Origin of the sequence: Lysobacter sp. 1R34A (assembly GCF_051217035.1) — a bacterium.
Lineage (GTDB): Bacteria > Pseudomonadota > Gammaproteobacteria > Xanthomonadales > Xanthomonadaceae > Lysobacter.
The window spans coordinates 1-19,350 of record NZ_JBPKJP010000046.1 but is presented as its reverse complement, the minus strand read 5'-3'; the positions used below and the strand labels follow the sequence as shown (position 1 = coordinate 19,350).

The following is a 19,350-nucleotide window of genomic DNA, read 5'->3' as shown; positions in this document are numbered from 1 at the left end:
TTACTTCGGCACCCGCGCCAGGTCGGCGGTGTCGTCGTCGAGCAAGCGCGCCAGCGCGTCGGTCATCAGGGCGGCCTGGCGGTCGCGCGAATACGACGGCGCGGCGGCGAGGCTGGCATCGCGCATGCGGCGCATGCGGCCGGGGTCTTCGACCAGGGCGACGATCGCCGCGGCCATCGCCTCGGCGTCTTCGGGCGGCACGCAGACGCCGCAGTCGGTGGTCTCGACGATCCGGGTCGCTTCGCCGCGCGGCAGCGACATCAGCGCCGGAATGCCCATGCCCATGCCTTCGAACAGCTTGGACGGAATCACTCCTGAGAACACCGGGTTGTCGCGCAGCGGAATCAGCGAAACATCGCACAGGCTCCACAGCTTCGGCATCATCTCCTTGGGCTGGCGCGGGATCATCCGCACGTTGCCGAGCCCGCGCTCGGCCACCAAGCGTTCGACCCGCGCGCGCTCGGCGCCGCTGCCGGCGAAGAAGAAGGCGATGCGCGGGTCGTGCTGCAGCCGCTCGGCGGCATCGACGACCTTCTCCAGGCCATGGGCCATGCCGTGGGTGCCCAGGTAGCCGACCACGAAGCGCCCCTGCAGGTCGTATTGCCGGCACAGCGCCTCGTCGCGCGCCGCCGGCGCGTAGCGCTGCAGGTCGACGCCATTGAGCACGACGTGGATCTTGTCGGCGGCGACGCCGCGCTGGATCAGTTCCTCGCGGAAGGTGTGGGTGACCGGCACGATCGCGTCGGCGCTGCGGTACAGGAACATCTCTACCCGCTCGAGCGCGCGCACCGCGGCGCTGCGCTTCATCGCGCCGACCGCGGTGATCGAGGCCGGCCACAGGTCGCGCAGCTCGAACACGAACGGCCGCCGACGCAGGCGCGCCAGGGCCCAGCCGCCGAGTGCGCAGAAGAACTGCGGCGAGGTCGCCACCACCACGTCGTGGCGCGGCTCGAACAGCCCGGCGATCACCGAGGCGGCCATGAAGCTCAGGTAGTCCAGGGTGCGCTTGACGAACCCTTCGTTGGCGGTGATGTAGGTCTTGACCCGGACCACGCGGATGCCGTCGACCGTCTCGACGCTGCGCCAGGCGTTGCGGTAGCCGTCGAACAGCCTGCCTTCGGGGAAGTTCGGCGCGCAGGTGATCACCGTCACCTCGTGCCCGGCGCGCACCCAGCGCACCGCGTGCTCGTAGGTGCGCGTGGCCGGCGCATTGCCCTCGGGCGGGAAATTGTCCGACAGAAACAGAATGCGCATGAGAACTCAGCAATCCCAGTGGAACGTGGTGGTGAGCGTGGCGGCCTCGGGCGTCAGCGCGACTTCGAGAACGTCGCAGGCCTGGCTGAGGCCGAAGCCGGGGTGATAGGTGCTGCGGGCGGCGGCAGCGGTCGCGGTGGCCGGTTCGACCTCCCAGCGCAGGCTCGTGGACTCGTCCAGCCGCAAGGCCTGGCCGTCGAGGCGGATGTCGGGCATCAGACGGTAGCGGGCCACCGCGTGCTCGAACTCCCCTTCGATGCGATCCTCGACCAACAGGCGCCCGGCCTGCAGCAGCCAGCGCCGGCGATGCAGCGGCCGGCCCTTGAGCCGCCGGTAGCCGTCGTGGGCGGCGCTGAGCCACAGTCCCTGGGCGTTGCGGCCGTGTTCCACCGAGAGTGGATGGGCGCGGCGGGCGACCCGGAAACTGCTCCAGACTTCCGAGGAATCCTCGTCGTCGATCTCGACCGTGTTGTGCGAGGCGGTGCCGCGCTGCCACAGGCGTTCGGCGCCGATGTCGTAGCGCGAAGTGCCGGCGTTGACCAGCACCCGCCGGCCGCCGAGCGAGAGTTCGAAACTGAGGGTGTCGGCGTGGGCGTGGCCGGGCAGATAGGCCGGGCCGATTTCGCCGACGTCGGCGATCAGCACCGCGTCCGCGCATTGCAGCCGTACATACCCCGACGCCGGCAGCGCCTGCACCGCGTCGTCGCAGGCCGGCGGCACCGCGACGCCGAGCAGGCGCGCATAGGCCTGCAACTGCGCCAGGGTCGGGGCGATGCCGTGGGCGGCGTCGTTGAAGAAGGCGATGCCGCCGTCCGGGTGAGTCATCACCGCGAGCCAGCCGAGCATGCGGCTGGCGCGGTCGCGCCACAGCTCGACTTCGCGCTCCGGGAACGCGCCCGGGAACAAGGCGGCCAATTGCACCAGGTCGAGCAGGTCCTCGAGCAGGATCGCGTGATACATCGGGCTGCGTTCGAAATGGCCGCCGTCGGCGAGGATCTGCTCGCCGATCTCGGTGCGCAGGCCGCGCAGGCCGACGTTGCGCCAGCGTTCGGCCTCGGCGCCGTCGAAGAAGGCGCCGGCGAACAGCAGCGCCTTGTAGTTGGCCCACAGATGGTTGCCGAGCAGATGCCGTTCGAGGCGGCCGCGCAGATACCGCGCCTGGGTCGCCAGGCTGTTGAGTACGCTGCGGCGCAGCGCCGCGTCGGTGACGGTGTCGCTGGCGCAGCACCACTTGACCCAGTTGACGATGCGCAGCGACAGGCAATACGGCTCCCAGCCGTTGCCGGCGGCCGGCGGATTGGCCGCGATCCACTGCCGGATCAGGTCGCGGTGCCAGGCCAGGCGCGCCGCCGCGTCGTCGGCGTTGAGGTCGTCGAAGTAGTGCAGGTTGTACAGCCACAGCTTCGGCAGGGCGGTGCTGTTCCAGTCGTCGCCGGCGATCTCGTGCTCGTCGTTGAGGAAGCGGAAACGTTGCGGGCTCAGCATCGAGGCCGCGCGGGCGCAACCGCGCCAACGGTCGCGCACCACCGCCGGCGGCGGCGCCGGCGAGTCGTCGATGCGCGGCCGGTGCAGGCGATGCCAGGCGCGACCGTAGATCTGCACGGCGCGCAGATGGCGCACCGTATGCCACAGCCGCGGCACTCGCGACGACGAGGTCACGACCGCGTTCCGTTCGAGGGGACGATCAGGCGGCGCATGGCATTCAGACCGAGGCGTCCAGTTCGATGGTGACGCGCGCCACTTCGAACACGTCTTCGGCCGGGATCGGCGGCGCGGCCTGGCCTTTGACCGCCTGGATGAAGGCCGCGGCGCACTGGGCCTGGCCCTTGTCCTGGCGCCACAGGTTCATTTTCTTGAAACCCGGCCAGCCGAAGCCGCGCAAGCGGCGGAAGTTGTCCAACTGCAGCACGCGGCCGGCGGTGAACACCTCCAGGCGCTCCTTCGGAAAACTCTTGTCGCCGTTGGCCAGGTAATGCACGGTGCCGAACGAGCCGTCGGCGAAACTGAGGGTGAAGCTGACCCGGTCGCTGCGGATGCCGGCGCCGGGGACGTTGCCGACCGCGGTGAGCTGGTGGCCGACGATCGGCGAATCGGCGAGGAAGCGCAGCAGGTCGACGAAGTGGCAGGCCTCGCCGATCAGGCGCCCGCCGCCGAGCTGGCTGTCCTGAGTCCAGTGGTCGGCCGGGATCGCGCCGGCGTTGACCGTCATCACGAACGACTTGGGCTCGCGCACGCCGGCCAGCAGGCTGCGCATCTTCTGCACCTGCGGGGCGAAGCGGCGGTTGAAGCCGACCATCAGCACCGGCGGACGGCCGTACACCGAATGCTCCGAGTACGCTTTTTCGATCGCTTGCAGCTCGTCGAGGGTCAGGCACAGCGGCTTCTCGACGAACACGTGCTTGCCGTGGCGCAGCGCCTTCAAGGTCAGCTCGGCGTGGCTGCCGTGCTGGGTCGCGATGACCACCGAGCCGACGCCGTTCTCGCGCAGGGTCGCGTCGGTGTCGGTGCTGGCGTTGCGGAAGCCGAACTTCTTGCCGAAGTGGACGCTGCTGACGCCGCCGCTGGATACCACCGTGTGCAGCTCGGCGCCGGCCTTGACGAACGCGGGAATCAACACCCGGCCGGCGTAGTTGCCGGCGCCGATGAAGGCGATCGCGTCGCCGCTCTTGTCCTCGGTCCCGGTCGCCGCCGCGGCCTTGACCGACAGCGGCACGGTGCGGCGGACCAGGGTTTCCGGGATCGCCTTGTCGCGTCCGTAATCGAGGACGATGCCGAGCGAGGGCTCGTGGCCGCCGAGCAGGGCATAGGCCTGTTCGGCTTCGGCGATGGAGTAGCGGTGGCTGATCAGCGGCGGCGCGTCGATCGCGCGGCTGGCCATCATGTCGAGCACCGCCTCGAAGTTGCGCTGCTCGGTCCAGCGCACGAACGCGACCGGGTAGTCGTTGCCGCGCTCCTCGTAGGACGGGTCGTAGCGGCCCGGGCCGTACGAGCACGAGACCTGGAACGACAGTTCCTTCTCGTAGAAATCCGCGCGCGACAGCTCCAGGCCGGTCACCCCGACCAGGACGATGCGGCCGCGCTTGCGGCACATATGCGCGGCCTGCGAGACCGGTTCGTTGCTCTTGGTCGAGGCGGTGATCAGCACCGCATCGACGCCGCGCCCGCGCGAGAACGCCTGCGCCGCGGCCAGCGGGTCTTCGCCCTTGGACAAGTCGACCGTTTCGGCGCCGTAGCTGCGCGCGATGGCGAGCTTGGAACTGTCGAAGTCGATGCCGAGCACGCGGCAGCCGTGGGCGCGCAGCAGTTGCACGGTGATCAGGCCGATCAGGCCCAGGCCGGTCACCACCACCGCCTCGCCGAGGCTCGGCTGGACCAGGCGGATGCCCTGCAGGGCGATCGCGCCGAGCACGGTGAAGGCCGCGGCCTCGTCGCCGACGTTGTCGGGGATCTTGACGCACAGGTTGGACGGCACCGCCACCACTTCGGCGTGCTTGCCGTTGGAGGCGATGCGGTCGCCGATCTCGAAGCCGGTCACGCCGGCGCCGACGCCGATCACCGTGCCGACGTTGCAATAGCCCAGGGCCAGCGGCTGGTCGAGCTTGCTGCGTACCGCGTCGACGGTGGTGGCCAGGCCGTCGGTGCGGATCTTCTCCAGCACCATGCGCACCTTGTCGGGTTGCTGGCGCGCCTTCTGCAGCATGTTGGCCTTGCCGAACTCGACCAGCATGCGCTCGGTGCCGGCCGAGACCAGGGTGACGTGGGTGCGGATCAGCAGATGGCCGCGACGCAGGGCGGGAGCGGGCACGTCGGCGATTTCGGTGCTGCCGTCGCGCAGGTTTTGTAGGACCTGTTGCATGGTGATTCCAGTACGTATCGAGAGGGGGGATGCCGCGCCGGCCTTGCAGCCGCGCGGCCGATCGGCAGGTGTGTTCAGTGCGGCAGGAAAACCCGGCGGTTTGCGCGCTCAGGGTTCATGGCGTCAGGCTCGCGCATTCGGCGATCACGCGCGCCATCGCCGTGTCCCAGGCTTCGTAGCGCAAGGTGCGCAGGCCGGCGCGGCGCTGTTCGAGCAGGGCCGGCTGGTCGGCGATGCGCAGCAGTTGCTCGCTGAGCTGGCGGCTGTCGCCGTAGTCGCAGAGGAAACAGGCCTGCGCGTCCTCGAACGGCTGCGAGGTGCTCAGACCGGGGTTGGTGAAGAACGGGATCTCCAGCGCCGCGCAATCGAACCATTTGTTCGGCTCGGCCAGGCGGTTGATTTCCAGCGAGGGGTCGTAGAAGGCCAGGACCACGTCGGCGCTCAACAACAGCGCCAGCGCGTCTTCGTTGCTGACGATGCCGCGGTAGTGCGGCCCGAGCAGCTCGGCCAGGCGTTTGGCGTCGTCGCCGAGCAAACGCCCGGCGGCGACGAACTCGATGCGGCCGGCGGTCTGCTCGACCGCCTCGCGCATCATCGTCGCGCCGCGTTCGGGCGAGATCAGCCCGCTGATCAGCACGCGCAGGCGGCCGCTCTTCGGCGGCAGCCCGGCGGCCAGGCTGCGGGCGCGCTCGATCACGTCCGTGTGCGGGGTGTTGCGGACGATGCGGATGTTGGCGGCGTCGCCGTCGACCGCGCGCGAGGCGCCCGGCAACACGTGCAGGGAGGCGCGGCGGCCGACGAAGCCCTCGATCCATTCGATGATCCGCTTGACCGGCTTCGGCCAGGCATAGCTCTTGGACAGCTTGTCGCGGTCGAGGAAGACGTACTGACAGCGGCGCACCGATGCGACCAGGGCGCAGGGCAGGGCGGCGTCCAGGCGCGAGCAGAAGTAGATGCCGGCGCGCGGCTGCGCGAACACGCGCAGCGTCAGCCAGGCCACCCACAGCGCGTAGCCCAGGGCGTTGACCGCGCCGCCGCCCCAGGAGCCGAAGCTCAGCAGCACTTTCACCCGCGGCAGTTCGGCGGCCTGCTTGTCGCGGCTCCAGATCCAGAACTCGTAGGGGATCGACGCGCTTTCGAGCACCTTCGACAGCTTGCTCAGGTACGGATTCTTCAGGTAGGGGTTGCCCTGGCCGAGAATGATCGCGTTCATGCCGTCACCAGCCTGGACCGGATCGGCCGGTTGCCGAGGTAACTCACCGCGAACAGCAGCAACACGGTGATGAAATAACGGCTCCAGCCGCCGAGCAGTTCCATATACAGAAATCCAATCGAGAACATGAAGATCGAGAAGCTGTAGATCACCACGCCGACCGGGGTGACCGTGCGCAGCCGCGAGTAGGCGTTGCGGATCAGGGCCAGGCAGATGCCGTTGACCGCACCGAACAGGATCAGGCCGAGCATGCCGAAGTTCATGTAGCCCTCGGTCGGCAGGCCGGTGGTGTAGGAGGTCAGCTTCTCGCCGTCGAGGGTGTAGCTGCCGGGATAGATCATGTTGCGGAACGCCGGGCCGCCGCCGAAGGGCTTGTCGGGCCAGATCGCGCGCGGCACCGGATTGACCGCGGCGGCGAACAAGGTCTCGCCCCACAGCGGTTGCCAGGCGTAATCGTGCTGGGCCAGCCAGATCAGGTTTTCGCTGTTGCCGAAGGCGCCGTTCAAGCCATAGACCAGCAGTTCGGTCGGGTCCTGGCCGCTGAGGGCCGACGGGCCGGCGCTGTCGAGGGTGGTGCGGATCTTGGCCCAGGCCGAAAAGCCCAGCGCCAGCGCCAGCATCACCGGCAGCAGCATCAGCGCCTTGCGCAGGCGCCCGGGGAACATCGACAGCGACGCGAACAGGATGATCGCGATCAGGCTGAAGACGAAGTTGCGGTTGCCCATCGCCACGAACGCCACCGCGATCACCAACACCGTGGCCGAAATCGCGATGAGCCGCCACAGCGCCGGGCTGCGCCCGCGTTCCTTCTTTACCGCCAGATAATTGGTGACCAGGATGGCGCCGTAGCAGATCGCGGCGAACGCCAGCACCACCGCAGGGCCGAGGCCGCGCCGGATCACGATGCGGTCGCGCATGTAATCGGCGAGATCGTGGCTGGCGATGGTGCGCGCCAGGTACAGCACCGCCGCCATCGCCGGAATGCCGACCAGCACCAGCACCCGGCGGCGTTCGCGCGCGGTCAGGCTGCGCACCTTGGGCAGCGACGGCGACGAGAACCCGCCCATCGCCAGGTAGCCGCCGATGCCGGAGATGCAGAACATCGCCGACAGCATCAGCGCCATGGCCTTGGCGTCGGTGGAGTAATAGAACGGGTAGGACTGGATGCCGCGCAGTTCCTTGACCCACGGCATGAAGCCGTAGATGAAGGCCATGCCGAGCAGGAAGGCGTAGATCGGCTTGACGAACATACGGTCCATCCGCCCGCCGACGCGCAGGAACGTCAGCAGGGTCAGGCTCGTGAAGAAGATGAAATAGAGAATCGCCAAGACGACGCCGTGATTGATCCGTCAGTGCTGCGGTGGAGGGGGGCGGAATGGGGGTGGAAGCGTCAGTGCGCGTTGCCGCGGCTGCGCCAGGAGCTCAGTTCGGGTTCGGCCGGCGGATGCGCGGTGTCGCGCACCGCGCTCGGCAACAGGTGCGGATAGGTCTTGCCGAGGTAGTCGGTGACCGAACCGACCACCTGGGCCGGGCTGCCCATGACGATGCTGAGCGGGGCGATCTTGCCGCGCACCACGCTGCCGGCGGCGACGATGCAGCCGGCGCCGATGTCGGCGCCCGGCATGATGATCGAGCCGGTGCCGATGAAGCTGAAGCGGCCGATGCGCACCGGCTTGACCCGGATTTCGGGCTTGTCGAAGCGGATGCCGAGTTCCTTGGCCACGGTGTTGATGGCCGCGTCGTGGGTCAGGATGCGCACGTTGCTGGAGATCGTGCAGCCCTCGCCGAGGGTGATCAGCGAATAGTCGGTGCCGTCGAACCAGATCTTGGCCGAGAGATAATTCGGCATGCCGTCGATGTGCGCGCCTTCCGAGCGCAGGAACCAGGTGAACAAACGCGTCACCAGGCCGGGCTTGATGAACCAGCCGACGCGGATGATCGACAGCACGACGGATTTCTTGAGCAGACGCGTTACGTTCATGGGAGGCTTCCAGGCAGCGCTTTGCGGAACTCGCCGCGATTGCAGAATGCGAAGGTCGACAACTGGGCGGTGGTGGCGACGACGTAGGCGATCGCCAAGCCGGTGGCACCGCCGTGCAGATGCAGCGCCAGCAGGCTGGCGCCGAGCAGGGCGGCCGAGAACACCGCATTGCCGGCGAACAACACGCCCGGCCGGCCGTCGGCGGTGGCCTTGCGCATCAGGATGGTGGTCGGCGCCATCGCCACGGTCGACAGCAACAGCCATTGCAGCGGCACGATCGCGCCGGCATAGGCCGGAGCGAAGCGGTGGATCAGCGGCGGCGCCGCCAGCGCGACCACGCCGGCGACCGCGGCGGTGACCGTGACCAGCAGCAGGATCGAATGACGCAAGGCGGTGTTGGCCTCGTGCTTGTCGCCGCGCGCCAAGGCCGCCGCCAGCAGCGGCAGGGTGGCGTTGGCGACCACGCCCATGCCGAACATCAGAATCGAACGCGCCTGATTGCCCAGCGAGAAATTGCCGAGGCTGGTGGCGCCGCCGGCGCTGCTCGACAGCATCACCATCGACAGCCAGATGCTCGGCATGGTCAGCAGGCCCGAGACCGACGAGGGCAGGCCGAGCTTCCACAGCACGGTCCAGTCGCCGCGCTCGGTGCTGCGCAGCGACAGACGATGCCCCTGCTCGCGCCGGTAGCGGCGCAGGGCGTGTTCCTGGCCCAGCACGATCACGATCTGCGCGGCGATGTAGCCGTAGATCGCCCAGGCGATGTCGCGCCGCAGCGCCGCCAGAACGATCGCCAGGAACACCAGCGGCGCGCTGATCAGGTTCGCCAGCGCCTGTTCCTTGACCTTGTGCAGGGCCAGGGCGACGCCGTTCTGGATCGCGGTGACGAAGCCGGTCAGCACCAGCAGCGCCGAGGCGGCGTACACCGCGACCAGATCGGTCGAGCCGCCGACCTTGACCGCCAGCGGATACGACAGGGCCAGCAACAGGGCCGCGAACAACAGCGAGGCGAACAGCGCCGAGCCGTAGGACACGGTCAGCGCCGTTGCGATGCGGCGCGGGTCGGTGGCCGCCGCCTCGGCGACGATCTTGGTCGCCATCTGGCCCAGGCTCAACGCGCAGAAGGTCGTGAACAACAGCGCGGTGGTCTGGATCAGGGTGAACTGACCGAACGCGGTGGGCCCCAGCGAATGCGCGGTGAAGAGGATCCCGGCGAACACCGCGCCGCGCGAGGCCATGGCGCTCAACGCCGACAGGCTGGCCGTGGTGATCAGTCGCCGCATCATCGTGGTCGTGTCCGGGTCGAGCGCCTGCCGGCGCTCAGGTCCAGATGCCCTTGGTGTCGATGATCTTCAGGTGCGCCGGCATCGACAGCTCCTTGAAGGGCTTGTGGTCGACCAGCAGCACGGCGATGTCGGCCTGCGCGCTCGCGGTCGGCAGATCCACCAGGATCACGTTCGGCGAGTTGAGCTTGTCCGGCAGCACCGAGATGTGGGGCTCGACCGCGAGCACGCGGCCGGGGTGGCGGTTGGCCAGCTCGATCGCGATGTCGAGCGCCGGGCTTTCGCGCAGGTCGTCGATGTCGGGCTTGAAGGCCAGGCCGAACACGGCGATGGTCAGGTCCTTGCCCTGCTTGCCGTCGGCTGCGGCCTGCTCGATCGCTTCCTCGACCTTGTTCATGACCCAGGCCGGCTTGCCGTTGTTAACCTCGCGCGCGGTGCGGATCAGGCGCGCCTCGTCCGGCGCGCTGTCGACGATGAACCAGGGGTCGACCGCGATGCAGTGGCCGCCGACGCCGGGGCCCGGCTGCAGGATGTTGACGCGCGGATGGCGGTTGGCCAGGCGCACCAGGTCCCAGACGTTGATGCCGAGCTTGTCGCAGATGATCGACAGCTCGTTGGCGAAGGCGATGTTGACGTCGCGGAAGGCGTTCTCGGTGAGCTTGCACATCTCGGCGGTGCGGGCGTTGGTGACCACGCACTCGCCGCGCACGAAGCTCTTGTACAGCTCGCAGGCGCGTTCCGAGCAGCGCGGGGTCATGCCGCCGATCACCCGGTCGTTCTCGATCAGCTCGCGCATGACGTGGCCCGGCAGCACGCGCTCGGGGCAGTAGGCGACGTTGACGTCGGCCTGTTCGCCGGCCTGCTGCGGGAAGCTCAGGTCCGGGCGCGCCGCGGCGAGCCAGCCGGCGAGGCGTTCGGTGGCGCCGACCGGCGAGGTCGATTCCAGCACCACCAGGTCGCCCTTCTTGAGCACCGGCGCCAGCGCCTTGCCGGCCGCTTCGATGTAGGCCAGGTCGGGCTCGTGGTCGCCCTTGAACGGGGTCGGCACGGCGATCAGGAAGGCGTCGGCCGGTTCGGGCTGGGTCGAGGCGCGCAGGAAGCCGCCGGTGACCGCCGCGCGCACGGCGACGTCGAGTTCCGGTTCGACGATGTGGATCTCGCCCCGGTTGATGGTATCGACGGCATGGCGGTTGATGTCGATGCCGATCACCTTTTTGCGCGCCGCGGCGAACGCGGCGGCGGTGGGCAATCCGATGTAGCCAAGGCCGATGACCGAGACGGTTTCGAAACTCATGAAAGACTCCGTTGAATGCCCGCGGGGGAGGGCGTTGCTGCGCGATTGAGAAAGATGGCGAAACGGGAAGAGGCGACGCTGCGAAAGCCGAACGCAGGCGAACCGGCCGCCTGCGCTGCGCATGCGGCGCGCAGGCCGGGACCCGCAGCGCCTGCCGGTGCGGGCCTCAGGCCGCCAGCTGCGATGCCGTGGTCTTGAGGCCGGCCAGGGCCTCGACGATGCGCTGGCAGGCCTTGCCGTCGCCGTAGGGGTTGTGGGCGATGCTCATGGCCCGGTACGCGGCGGGGTCGTCGAGCAACGCGGTGATGCCGTCGGCGATGGCCTTGCGGTCGGTGCCGACCAGCTTGACCGTGCCCGCGCCGACCGCTTCCGGACGCTCGGTGGTGTCGCGCATGACCAGCACCGGCTTGCCGAGCGAAGGCGCCTCTTCCTGGATGCCGCCGGAGTCGGTCAGGATGATGTGCGCGGCGTTCATCAGGTACACGAACGGCAGGTAGTCCAGCGGCTCGATCAGGTGGATCTGCGGCATGTCGCTGAGCAGGCGGTTGACCGGCTCGCGCACCTGCGGGTTGAGGTGCACCGGATAGACGATGTCGACGTCCGGATGGCGCAGGGCGATGTCGCGCAGCGCGTGGCAGATGCGTTCGAAACCGCCGCCGAAGCTTTCGCGGCGGTGGCCGGTGACCAGCACCACGCGGCGCTCCGGACGCAGGAACGAGAACTGCGCCGACAACTCGGCGCGCAGCGCCGGGGTGTGCTCGATGCGTTGCACCACCTGCTTGAGCGCGTCGATCACGGTGTTGCCGGTGATCTCGATGCGGTCGGTCGGGATGCCCTCGGCGCGCAGATTGTCGCTCGAGGACTGGGTCGGGGCGAAATGGATCGCGGCGAGCGCGCCGGTGAGCTTGCGGTTGGCTTCCTCCGGCCACGGCGAATACAGGTTGCCGGTGCGCAGGCCGGCTTCGACGTGGGCGACCGGAATCTGCTGGTAATACGCGGCCAGGGTGGTGGCCATGGTGGTCGAGGTGTCGCCGTGCACCAGCACCACGTCGGGCTTGAGCTCCGACAGCACGCGCTTCATGCCGGTCAGGATCGCGGTGGTGACGTCGGTGAGGTCCTGGCCCGGCTTCATGATCGCCAGATCGTAATCGGGCTGGATGTCGAACAGGGTCAGGACCTGGTCGAGCATCTGCCGGTGCTGGCCGGTCACGCACACGCGCGCTTCGAAGCGCGGGTCGCCGGCGAGCAACAGGGCCAGCGGCGCCATCTTGATCGCTTCCGGGCGGGTGCCGAACACGCACAGGGTCTTGATCCGGTAGGCCGACTGCGGCATCGCCGAGGTCGAAGCCATCGCCGGCAGGCTCGCGCTGTCGTCGCCGAACAGCTCGTTGCGGCCGAAGCTCAAGGTCGACGCCTCGGCGAGCGCCGGGGCGGTCGCGGCCGCGGGCTCGCCTGCGGGCAGGGCGGTCGGCGCCGGTTGCGGTTTCCAGCCATGCGTGGTCGCGGTGGTGTAGCCGCCGAGCAGGCCGAAGAACAGCAGCAGGTTCAGGCCGAGCCCGGCGCCGCGCAGCGAATAGCCGAGCGCGGTCAGGGCGCAGGCGGCGGCGATCAGGATCAGCAGGGTCGCGCGCGGCGAACGGCCGGAGTCGAGCAGCATGTAATGCAGGTGCTGCCGGTCGGGCTTGAACGGCGAACGCCCCTGGCGCACGCGGCGGTACATCACCGCGAGGGTGTCGATCACCGGCAGGGCGACGCACCACAGCACGGCGGCGGCATGGATGCGCGGAGTGCCGCGCTGGTTCATGTAGATCAGGCTCCAGGCGAGCACGTAGCCCAGCAGCATGCTGCCGGCGTCGCCCATGAAGATCTTGCGCCCGCGCCAGCCGCCGAGGTTGACGAACAGATAGGGAATCAGCGCCGCGAACAACACCGCCAGCAGGGGCAGGGCGCCTTGCGAGAGCAGGCCGGCGCGATCGAACAGCGCGATCGCGGCGATGCTGACCATCGCCAGGCTGCCGGCCAGGCCGTCGATGCCGTCGAGCATGTTGAAGGCGTTGATCAGGCCGACCACGCCGATCACCGTCAGCGGAATGCCGAGCAGGCCGAGGTGGACCGGGCCGGTGCCGAACACGTTGCCGATGTCGTTGAGATACAGGCCGCTGCCGGTGATCATCAGGCCGGTCGCCAGCACCTGCACGAACAGGCGCGAACGCACGCTGAGGTCCTTGGCGTCGTCGATCGCGCCGACCACCACGATCAGCGCGGCGCTGCCGAGCAGCGAGAGCGCGTAGCGGTCGGCCAGGCCGAGATAGACGGCGCCGGCGAGCAGGCCGGCAAAGAAGCACAGTCCGCCGATGACCGGGATATGCCCTTGATGCCGCTTGCGGGCATTGGGCCGGTCCACCAGTCCGATGTGTTCGGCCAGAGGATGCATCGCGTACATCGCGACACAGGTGACGAATAGCGCGAGGGCGCACGCTATCGCAAATTTTTCATCCAGCATGACGATGAGTCCGGGGGTAGTCTTCGTTGACCTGGCCGACAATCGCCGCCCCCCACGGTGATCGTCCCTTTGGCGTTTCTAGTTGTTCTTGCGGTTGTTCAAGGTGCGGCGACCGGGATGTCCCGGTCGGTTCGAGCAAAGGCGTTCGACAAAAATGTGAATGGAGTGACTGATCGACATGTCCGGCGGCCGTGGGTTCAGATGCGCTGTGCATCGCATGTCGCTGGGAGCGCCTGCGTGTGGCGGCGTCCGTTTGCATGCGTGCTCGTGCGCGACTGCTTGCCTGTGTACTACACGGTGAGCTGCATACGTGCGCCTAGGGTGCCATTTCGAGTTTGAGAAATACTGTGAATCCGTAAGGGCTTTCACGGTGACGCGGTCCCTGGCAACGCGAATCCCATGTTTCGTTCATTTGTCGTTCGCATTCGCGGTGCGTGAGCGAGCGTGATTCCGTTCTGGGCCGCGCTTCGCATGTGAACTGCGACCTTCGCTTACGCATTGCTTGGTCGTAGCGTAAAAAAATCCAATGGTCAGAATTTGTCCATCCGCTTCGGTCGCTATCGGTATCGTCGTTTTCCCGGGGAAAACCGGCATTTTCGAATCCGGCAAGCACTTTCTCGATGGATGGGGCTGCAGCGTGCCGGTCTGTCTCGCCGAACCGGCCGGTAGGCGCGCAAGCGCCATGCGCGGCGGCGGCGCGGTCGAATCGTGCGCCGATCGCGCAGCGCCGACAGGCTGCCGCGCTCGCATGACGGTGCCATGTCATCGGCGAGGCGAATGAGCGGAAATGCTCGCCCTGCACCTGTGCCGCAGTCTTCGCGACATTCGTCTTCGCGAGACTCGCTGCGCAGGGACGATCCCCGCGCAGCCAGTCGCCGGTCAACGTTCGGCGAGCGGCTGGTATTCGTAACCGTAGGCGTACGTGCTGTCATGGCGCTTCTCTACCGCATTGAGAATGGCGCCTCTGAGCTCGATACCGTTCTGCTCGAAGCGCTGCTTGGCGAGCGCCAGTTCCTTGGCGGAGTTGAAGCCGAAACGCGCGACCAGCAGGCTGGTGCCGGCATAGCGGCCGATGATCGCCGCGTCGGTCACCGCCAGGATCGGCGGGGTGTCGATGACGACCAGGTCGTAGCGTTGCGACACCGTGTCCAACAAGATGGCGAAGTTCGGGTGCATCAACAGCTCGGACGGATTCGGCGGTACCTGACCGCGCGGAATGAAATCCAGGCCGGGGATGGTCGAGTGACGCGTGGCGCCGGCGACGTCGACGCGGCCGACCAACAGGTCGGACAGGCCGTTCTGGTTGCTGTGGCCCATCACCCGGTGCAGGGTGCCGCGGCGCAGGTCGGCGTCGATCAGCAGCACGCGCTGGCCGCCCTGGCTGATGACCGTGGCGAGGTTGGTCGAGACGAAGGTCTTGCCGGCGCTTGGGCCCGAGCCGCAGATCATCAGGATGTTGTTCTTGGCCTCCATCATGGCGAAGTGCAGGCCGGTGCGCAGGCTGCGCATGGCCTCGATCGCCAGATCGTTGGGCGCGTCCAGCGACAACAGATGCGGCTTGTCGTGACGCTTGCCGTTGCTGTGCAACCGCTTGCCGAGGCTCTCGTGGTCGCGCTGGTACTGGCTCATCGGAATCGAGGCATAGACCGAAAGGCCCAGTTGTTCGATTTCCTTGGCTTCCTCGACGCCGCGGTTGAGCATCTGCCGCACCAGCACCCAGCCGATCGCCGCGAACGCGCCGAGGAAGGTGCCGATCAGCACCAGCTGCAGGCGCTTGGGCTTGACCGGCTCGTTGACGTCGACCACCGAGGGGTCGATGACGCGGGCGTTGCCGACCGTGCCGGCGCGCGCGATGTCGAGCTGCTGGGCCTGATTGAGCAGGTTGGTGTAAGTCTGGGTGCTGACCTGCATGTCGCGGGTCAGGCGCAGCAGCTCCTGCTGCGTCTCGGGCAGGCCGTCGATGCGGTCGCTGATTTCCTTCTTGCGCGCCTCGATTTCGCCGAGCTGCTCCAGCAAGGCGCGGTAGGCCGGGTGCTTGGGGGTATAGCGGCGGCTGACTTCGGCCTGCTGCATCTTCAACTGCGAGATGCTGTTGTCGAGCGCGACGATCTGGTCGAGGTAGGACTTGGTCTCGACCGTGATGTCGACGGTATGCGCCTGCGACTGGTAGGCGTTCAGCGCCTGCTCGGCCTTCTCCAGGTCGCGGCGCACGTTGGGCAGCTGGCCCTTGACGAATTCCAGGCTGTTGGCGGCTTCGGCGGAATTACGCTCGACGTTCTGGCGGGTGTACTGGCGGGTGATCGCGTCGAGGGTGGCGGCGGCCTGGACCGGATCGCCGAGCAGATAGCTCAGCTGGATGATGCCCGAGTCCTTGGCGCGCTCGGTCGCGGTCAGGTTTTTCTGCAGCGCGGTGATGATCGCCAGGCTCGGCAGCTTGACCAGGTCGAAGCGCATGCCGGGATTGGCCGCCATTTCCTTGATCTGCAGCTTGACCCCGCCGCCGGCGGCCGGCTCGCCGACCTTGCCGGTCAGCAGCAGGTTGTCGTCTTCGTCGTACAGCCGGTACGCGCCGCCGTTGTCGGCGACCAGGGTCAGCGGCAGGCCCAGCAGTTCCCTGGATACGTCGAACTGGAACACGTCGAGGCGTTCGCCGCCCCAGCCGTAGCTGCTCAGGCCGAACCACGGCGGGGCGACTTCGCCCGGCGTGGAGGGAGTGAAGCGACGCGACAGCACGCCGCCGATCAGCGGAAACTGCCGGGGTTCGACCTGTACGTCGAGCTTGAGGTCCTGGACCGCCTTGCCGACCACCGCGCGCGAGGTCAGCAGCGCGATCTCGGTGACCGCCTGCGGCGCCGAATCGGTCAGCACCTGCGAGACCGCGTTGAGGCCGGGCAGGGTCGGGGTGTTGGACTCGACCTGGATCATCGCGTTGGCCTGATAGACCGGCGCGGCGAGCAGGGCATAGGCGAGGCTGAGGGCGAAACCGGCGGCGGTGACGCTGGCGATCAGCCACTTGTGGTCGATAAGCGTGCCGAGTAGCGCGGCCAGATCGATCTCATCGTTATCGTCCTGAGACGGACCAGGAGCCGCGGATGTTTTCGACATTGGGGTGAGACCTGCTGAAGAGTGGATCGTGCTCTGTCAAAGATGGGCCGCCCAGCTACTCACCCCTGAGTTGATCAGCTGATAGGCCTGTTCGAAAGCGCTGCGAGGCTGCCGGTACGGGTCCGGAACAGCGGTGTCGTCCTGCCATTTGCCCAGCAGGTAGGTCTTGCCACGTGCGTGCGGCGCCAGCTGCAGCACCGCGTTGAGGTGTTTGCGCTCCATCGCCAGGATCAGGTCGGCCGAATCGATCATCGCGCGATCGATCTGCCGCGCCACGTGCGACTCGCCGTTCAAGCCGTGCTCGTTGAGCAGGGCTTGCGCGGTGGCGTCGATCGGATGACCGACCACCGCGGCCAGGCCCGCCGATTCGACGACGATGTTCTTGCCTTTCAGGCGGTCACGCAGTAGCACTTCAGCGGTCGGGCTTCGGCAGATGTTGCCGATGCAGACCATCAAAACCCGGTTGAACACGTGCGCTGAGTCTCACCTTGGATGGGGCATCGGAACGGCCCGGGAAAAGTTTCGACCTCGCATGCGCGATGCCGGCGGCTGCAGAATCCTCGGGGCAGGCGGTGCGACCGTCGGCCCCCTCGTCCGGCTCCGTGCCGTCGGCGACTCGATGCACGCAACATGTTGCAGTGCGCCGAAAGTGACGGTGCGGAATGTAAGAGCTGATTCTTGCAGGGTCAACACGAAGCAAGCCCGTGAGGTCGAAGACGTGACGCCAGTCACTTGGCGATCGCGCGCATCCGATTGGCTTCGCTTCTTGTATACCGAGTTTTTAACGCTGTTTTGACGGAATTGGATTTATCTGCGCGCTTGTCGCTTGAAGGGCGTCGTCGATGAAGAGTCGGAGCGTCCGTGTATCTCGCGCCTGTTCCGCCGGTTCCGATTCGTTCTTGCGAATGCGAAATCCGTTCGTCGACGATGTCATCCGTATGCAACATGCACGGCATCGGCGGTGGAGGATCGGCGATGCGGTCACGTATCGCAACGCGAAACCTAAGCCTTCGCTGAACATCGCCGGCGCGATCGGGTGTAAGCGCAACGCGCGCAAGGCCTTGCCGCAAGCGATACGGCGATTGCGCATCGCATCGCAACGCCGCGAAAACGTGATGCGGTACCGTTTGCCCGACCCCACATGAACGGCGAAGGGCCATTCGCCGCGCGCTGTCGCTATACTTCGGCCAGGGGACTGCACTGCTAACGATCGTATCCGCTAGGAGCCCACGTCTCATGAAGTACCTCGCCCGTGTTGTCGCAGGCCATCGCGCCGATCCACCGGACCGCGCTCCCGGCTTCGCCACCCACAGCATCCCGCGCTGTGCATTGGGCCGCACCGGATCGAGCAGCCCTTCATCGTCGAGCCCATCGGCCGCCGCCGCGCCGCGGCTCCAGGCGATGGGTGCCGGCGGCGATCGCCTCGAAAGGGCCCGCAGGGTCCACTGACGCGGTCTCGTCGGCAGCGCCGGCCTTCCACCGAACTCCCATCGACATCCTTGAAGTCGGCCGTCCTTTCGACAGGCCGATGTACGAACCCGTCCGGCGCGTAATCCGCGCTCGCGACAACGAGAGATTGAACCGCATATGAGAAAGCTTTCTGGCTGGGTGGCGATCGCCGCCGCCGTCGTCGGACTCAACGGCTGCATGTGGGCCCCCGGCCAACACATGAGCCCGAAGCAGTTCGTGAGCGACGCGTCGCTCGACGAAGACCACGTCGAGATCGTGCCGATCACGCCGAAGCTGTTGGCGATGGACAAGGCCGAGACGCCGGCGGCGGAAGTGCCGGCGGCGTTGTTGGCCTACAAGCCCGAGCCCTACCGCATCGGCGCCGGCGACACGCTGTACATCACCATCTGGGACCATCCCGAACTGACCTCGCCGGCCGGCACCCAGCAGCAGACGGCGGCCAACGGCCGCATGGTCGGCCCGGACGGCACGCTGTTCTATCCCTATATCGGTTCGCTGCAGGCGCAGGGAAAGACCATCGACGAACTGCGCAGCTTGATCACCGCGAAGATCGCCCAGGTGATCGAAAGCCCCCAGGTCGACGTCAGCATCATCGATTACGGCAGCCAGCGCGTGACCCTTCAGGGCGCGTTCGTGAAGACCGAGCGCCAGTCGATCACCGCCACGCCGCTGACCCTGTCGCAGGCGATCGGCAGCGCCACCATCGATCCCCTGCGCGCGGACCTGTCCGGCCTGGTGCTTACGCGCGCCGGCCAGCACTACCGGATCGATCTCGACGCGCTCAACCGCGGCAAGCAGATCGCGCCCGAGATCTACCTCAAGGCCGGCGACCATATCTATCTGCCCTACAACGATCGCAAGGAAGTCTATGTGGTCGGCGAAGTGATCCGGCCGATGGCGATCAACTTCAAGACCAGCGACATGACCCTGTCGCAGGCGCTCGGCCGCACCGGCGGCCTCAATCCGCTGACCGCCAAAGGCGATGCGGTGTACGTCATCCGCGGCACCGAGGACATGCAGAAGCAGCCGGCCAAGATCTATCACCTCAGCGCGAAATCGCCGGCGTCCTATGCCCTGGCGAGCCAGTTCACGGTCCGCGCCGGCGACGTGGTGTTCGTCGGCCCGGCCGGGGTGACGCGCTGGAACCGATTCGTCAACCAGTTGTTGCCGTTCTCCAACATCCTCAACAACTCCGCGAATACGCAGGACCTCCTCGAGCGCTGAGCCGGGAGTTCGAGCAGCAAGGCGAACGAGCGGATGGGTAATCGCAGCACCAATGCAGCGCTCGTGGGCGGCCGATTCCTGCGGACGCCCGCGCTCGCCCGCGCGTTCGCCCGAAGGTTCGCCGGCACTCTCGCCGCGCGGCTCGCGCTGGCGGCGCTCGTGTCGCT

The 19,350-nt window shown here is 67.5% G+C and carries 12 protein-coding genes; 1 reads left to right on the top strand and 11 read right to left on the bottom strand.

Annotated features, from left to right (window positions below; translation table 11 throughout):
• The 11 genes from ACSAMQ_RS12115 to ACSAMQ_RS12065 form a co-directional block, all read right to left on the bottom strand.
• Nucleotides 1–1,254, bottom strand: a complete 1,254-nt coding sequence (locus tag ACSAMQ_RS12115; RefSeq protein WP_435395880.1) for a glycosyltransferase family 4 protein — start codon at nt 1,252–1,254, stop codon at nt 1–3.
• Nucleotides 1,255–1,260: 6 nt separating this feature from the next.
• On the bottom strand, nt 1,261–2,913 hold the full coding sequence (locus ACSAMQ_RS12110; RefSeq protein ID WP_435395879.1) for a heparinase II/III family protein: 1,653 nt from the start codon (nt 2,911–2,913) through the stop codon (nt 1,261–1,263).
• Between the two features lie 43 nt (nt 2,914–2,956).
• The gene (locus ACSAMQ_RS12105; protein ID WP_435395878.1) at nt 2,957–5,110 is read right to left on the bottom strand and encodes a bi-domain-containing oxidoreductase; all 2,154 of its coding nucleotides are present in this window, start codon (nt 5,108–5,110) and stop codon (nt 2,957–2,959) included.
• Nucleotides 5,111–5,225: 115 nt separating this feature from the next.
• The gene (locus ACSAMQ_RS12100) at nt 5,226–6,323 is read right to left on the bottom strand and encodes a hypothetical protein (RefSeq protein WP_435395877.1); all 1,098 of its coding nucleotides are present in this window, start codon (nt 6,321–6,323) and stop codon (nt 5,226–5,228) included.
• Complete coding sequence (locus ACSAMQ_RS12095) at nt 6,320–7,651, bottom strand: hypothetical protein (RefSeq protein ID WP_435395876.1); 1,332 nt, start codon at nt 7,649–7,651, stop codon at nt 6,320–6,322. Before ACSAMQ_RS12095 ends, ACSAMQ_RS12100 begins: the two co-directional genes overlap by 4 nt.
• A 62-nt stretch (nt 7,652–7,713) precedes the next feature.
• Nucleotides 7,714–8,304 (bottom strand): acyltransferase, encoded by a 591-nt coding sequence (locus ACSAMQ_RS12090; RefSeq protein ID WP_435395875.1) that lies wholly within the window; start codon nt 8,302–8,304, stop codon nt 7,714–7,716.
• Nucleotides 8,301–9,587: an oligosaccharide flippase family protein gene (locus tag ACSAMQ_RS12085; RefSeq protein WP_435395874.1), complete on the bottom strand. Its 1,287-nt coding sequence runs from the start codon at nt 9,585–9,587 to the stop codon at nt 8,301–8,303. The genes ACSAMQ_RS12090 and ACSAMQ_RS12085 overlap by 4 nt, the downstream gene beginning before the upstream one ends.
• 37 nt (nt 9,588–9,624) lie before the next feature.
• Entirely contained in the window at nt 9,625–10,881 is a 1,257-nt protein-coding gene (gene wecC, locus ACSAMQ_RS12080) for a UDP-N-acetyl-D-mannosamine dehydrogenase (RefSeq protein ID WP_435395873.1), read from the bottom strand.
• 166 nt (nt 10,882–11,047) lie between these two features.
• Nucleotides 11,048–13,315 (bottom strand): non-hydrolyzing UDP-N-acetylglucosamine 2-epimerase, encoded by a 2,268-nt coding sequence (gene wecB / locus ACSAMQ_RS12075; RefSeq protein WP_435395872.1) that lies wholly within the window; start codon nt 13,313–13,315, stop codon nt 11,048–11,050.
• A gap of 948 nt (nt 13,316–14,263) precedes the next feature.
• Nucleotides 14,264–16,489 (bottom strand): polysaccharide biosynthesis tyrosine autokinase, encoded by a 2,226-nt coding sequence (locus tag ACSAMQ_RS12070; protein ID WP_435395871.1) that lies wholly within the window; start codon nt 16,487–16,489, stop codon nt 14,264–14,266.
• 36 nt (nt 16,490–16,525) lie between these two features.
• The gene (locus tag ACSAMQ_RS12065; protein WP_435395870.1) at nt 16,526–16,960 is read right to left on the bottom strand and encodes a low molecular weight protein-tyrosine-phosphatase; all 435 of its coding nucleotides are present in this window, start codon (nt 16,958–16,960) and stop codon (nt 16,526–16,528) included.
• A 1,116-nt stretch (nt 16,961–18,076) separates the two neighbouring features.
• On the opposite strand from ACSAMQ_RS12065, the gene ACSAMQ_RS12060 reads away from it, so the two are divergent.
• Nucleotides 18,077–19,183, top strand: coding sequence for a polysaccharide biosynthesis/export family protein (locus ACSAMQ_RS12060; protein ID WP_435395869.1), 1,107 nt, complete (start codon nt 18,077–18,079; stop codon nt 19,181–19,183).
• Nucleotides 19,184–19,350: the final 167 nt, after the last annotated feature.

Coding starts and splice junctions, on each gene's coding strand:
- ACSAMQ_RS12115 (WP_435395880.1), bottom strand. CDS start 1,254: ATGCGCATTCTGTTTCTGTCGGACAATTTCCCGCCCGAGGGCAATGCG.
- ACSAMQ_RS12105 (WP_435395878.1), bottom strand. CDS start 5,110: ATGCAACAGGTCCTACAAAACCTGCGCGACGGCAGCACCGAAATCGCC.
- ACSAMQ_RS12100 (WP_435395877.1), bottom strand. CDS start 6,323: ATGAACGCGATCATTCTCGGCCAGGGCAACCCCTACCTGAAGAATCCG.
- ACSAMQ_RS12090 (WP_435395875.1), bottom strand. CDS start 8,304: ATGAACGTAACGCGTCTGCTCAAGAAATCCGTCGTGCTGTCGATCATC.
- ACSAMQ_RS12085 (WP_435395874.1), bottom strand. CDS start 9,587: ATGCGGCGACTGATCACCACGGCCAGCCTGTCGGCGTTGAGCGCCATG.
- wecC (WP_435395873.1), bottom strand. CDS start 10,881: ATGAGTTTCGAAACCGTCTCGGTCATCGGCCTTGGCTACATCGGATTG.
- wecB (WP_435395872.1), bottom strand. CDS start 13,315: ATGCATCCTCTGGCCGAACACATCGGACTGGTGGACCGGCCCAATGCC.
- ACSAMQ_RS12070 (WP_435395871.1), bottom strand. CDS start 16,489: ATGTCGAAAACATCCGCGGCTCCTGGTCCGTCTCAGGACGATAACGAT.
- ACSAMQ_RS12060 (WP_435395869.1), top strand. CDS start 18,077: ATGAGAAAGCTTTCTGGCTGGGTGGCGATCGCCGCCGCCGTCGTCGGA.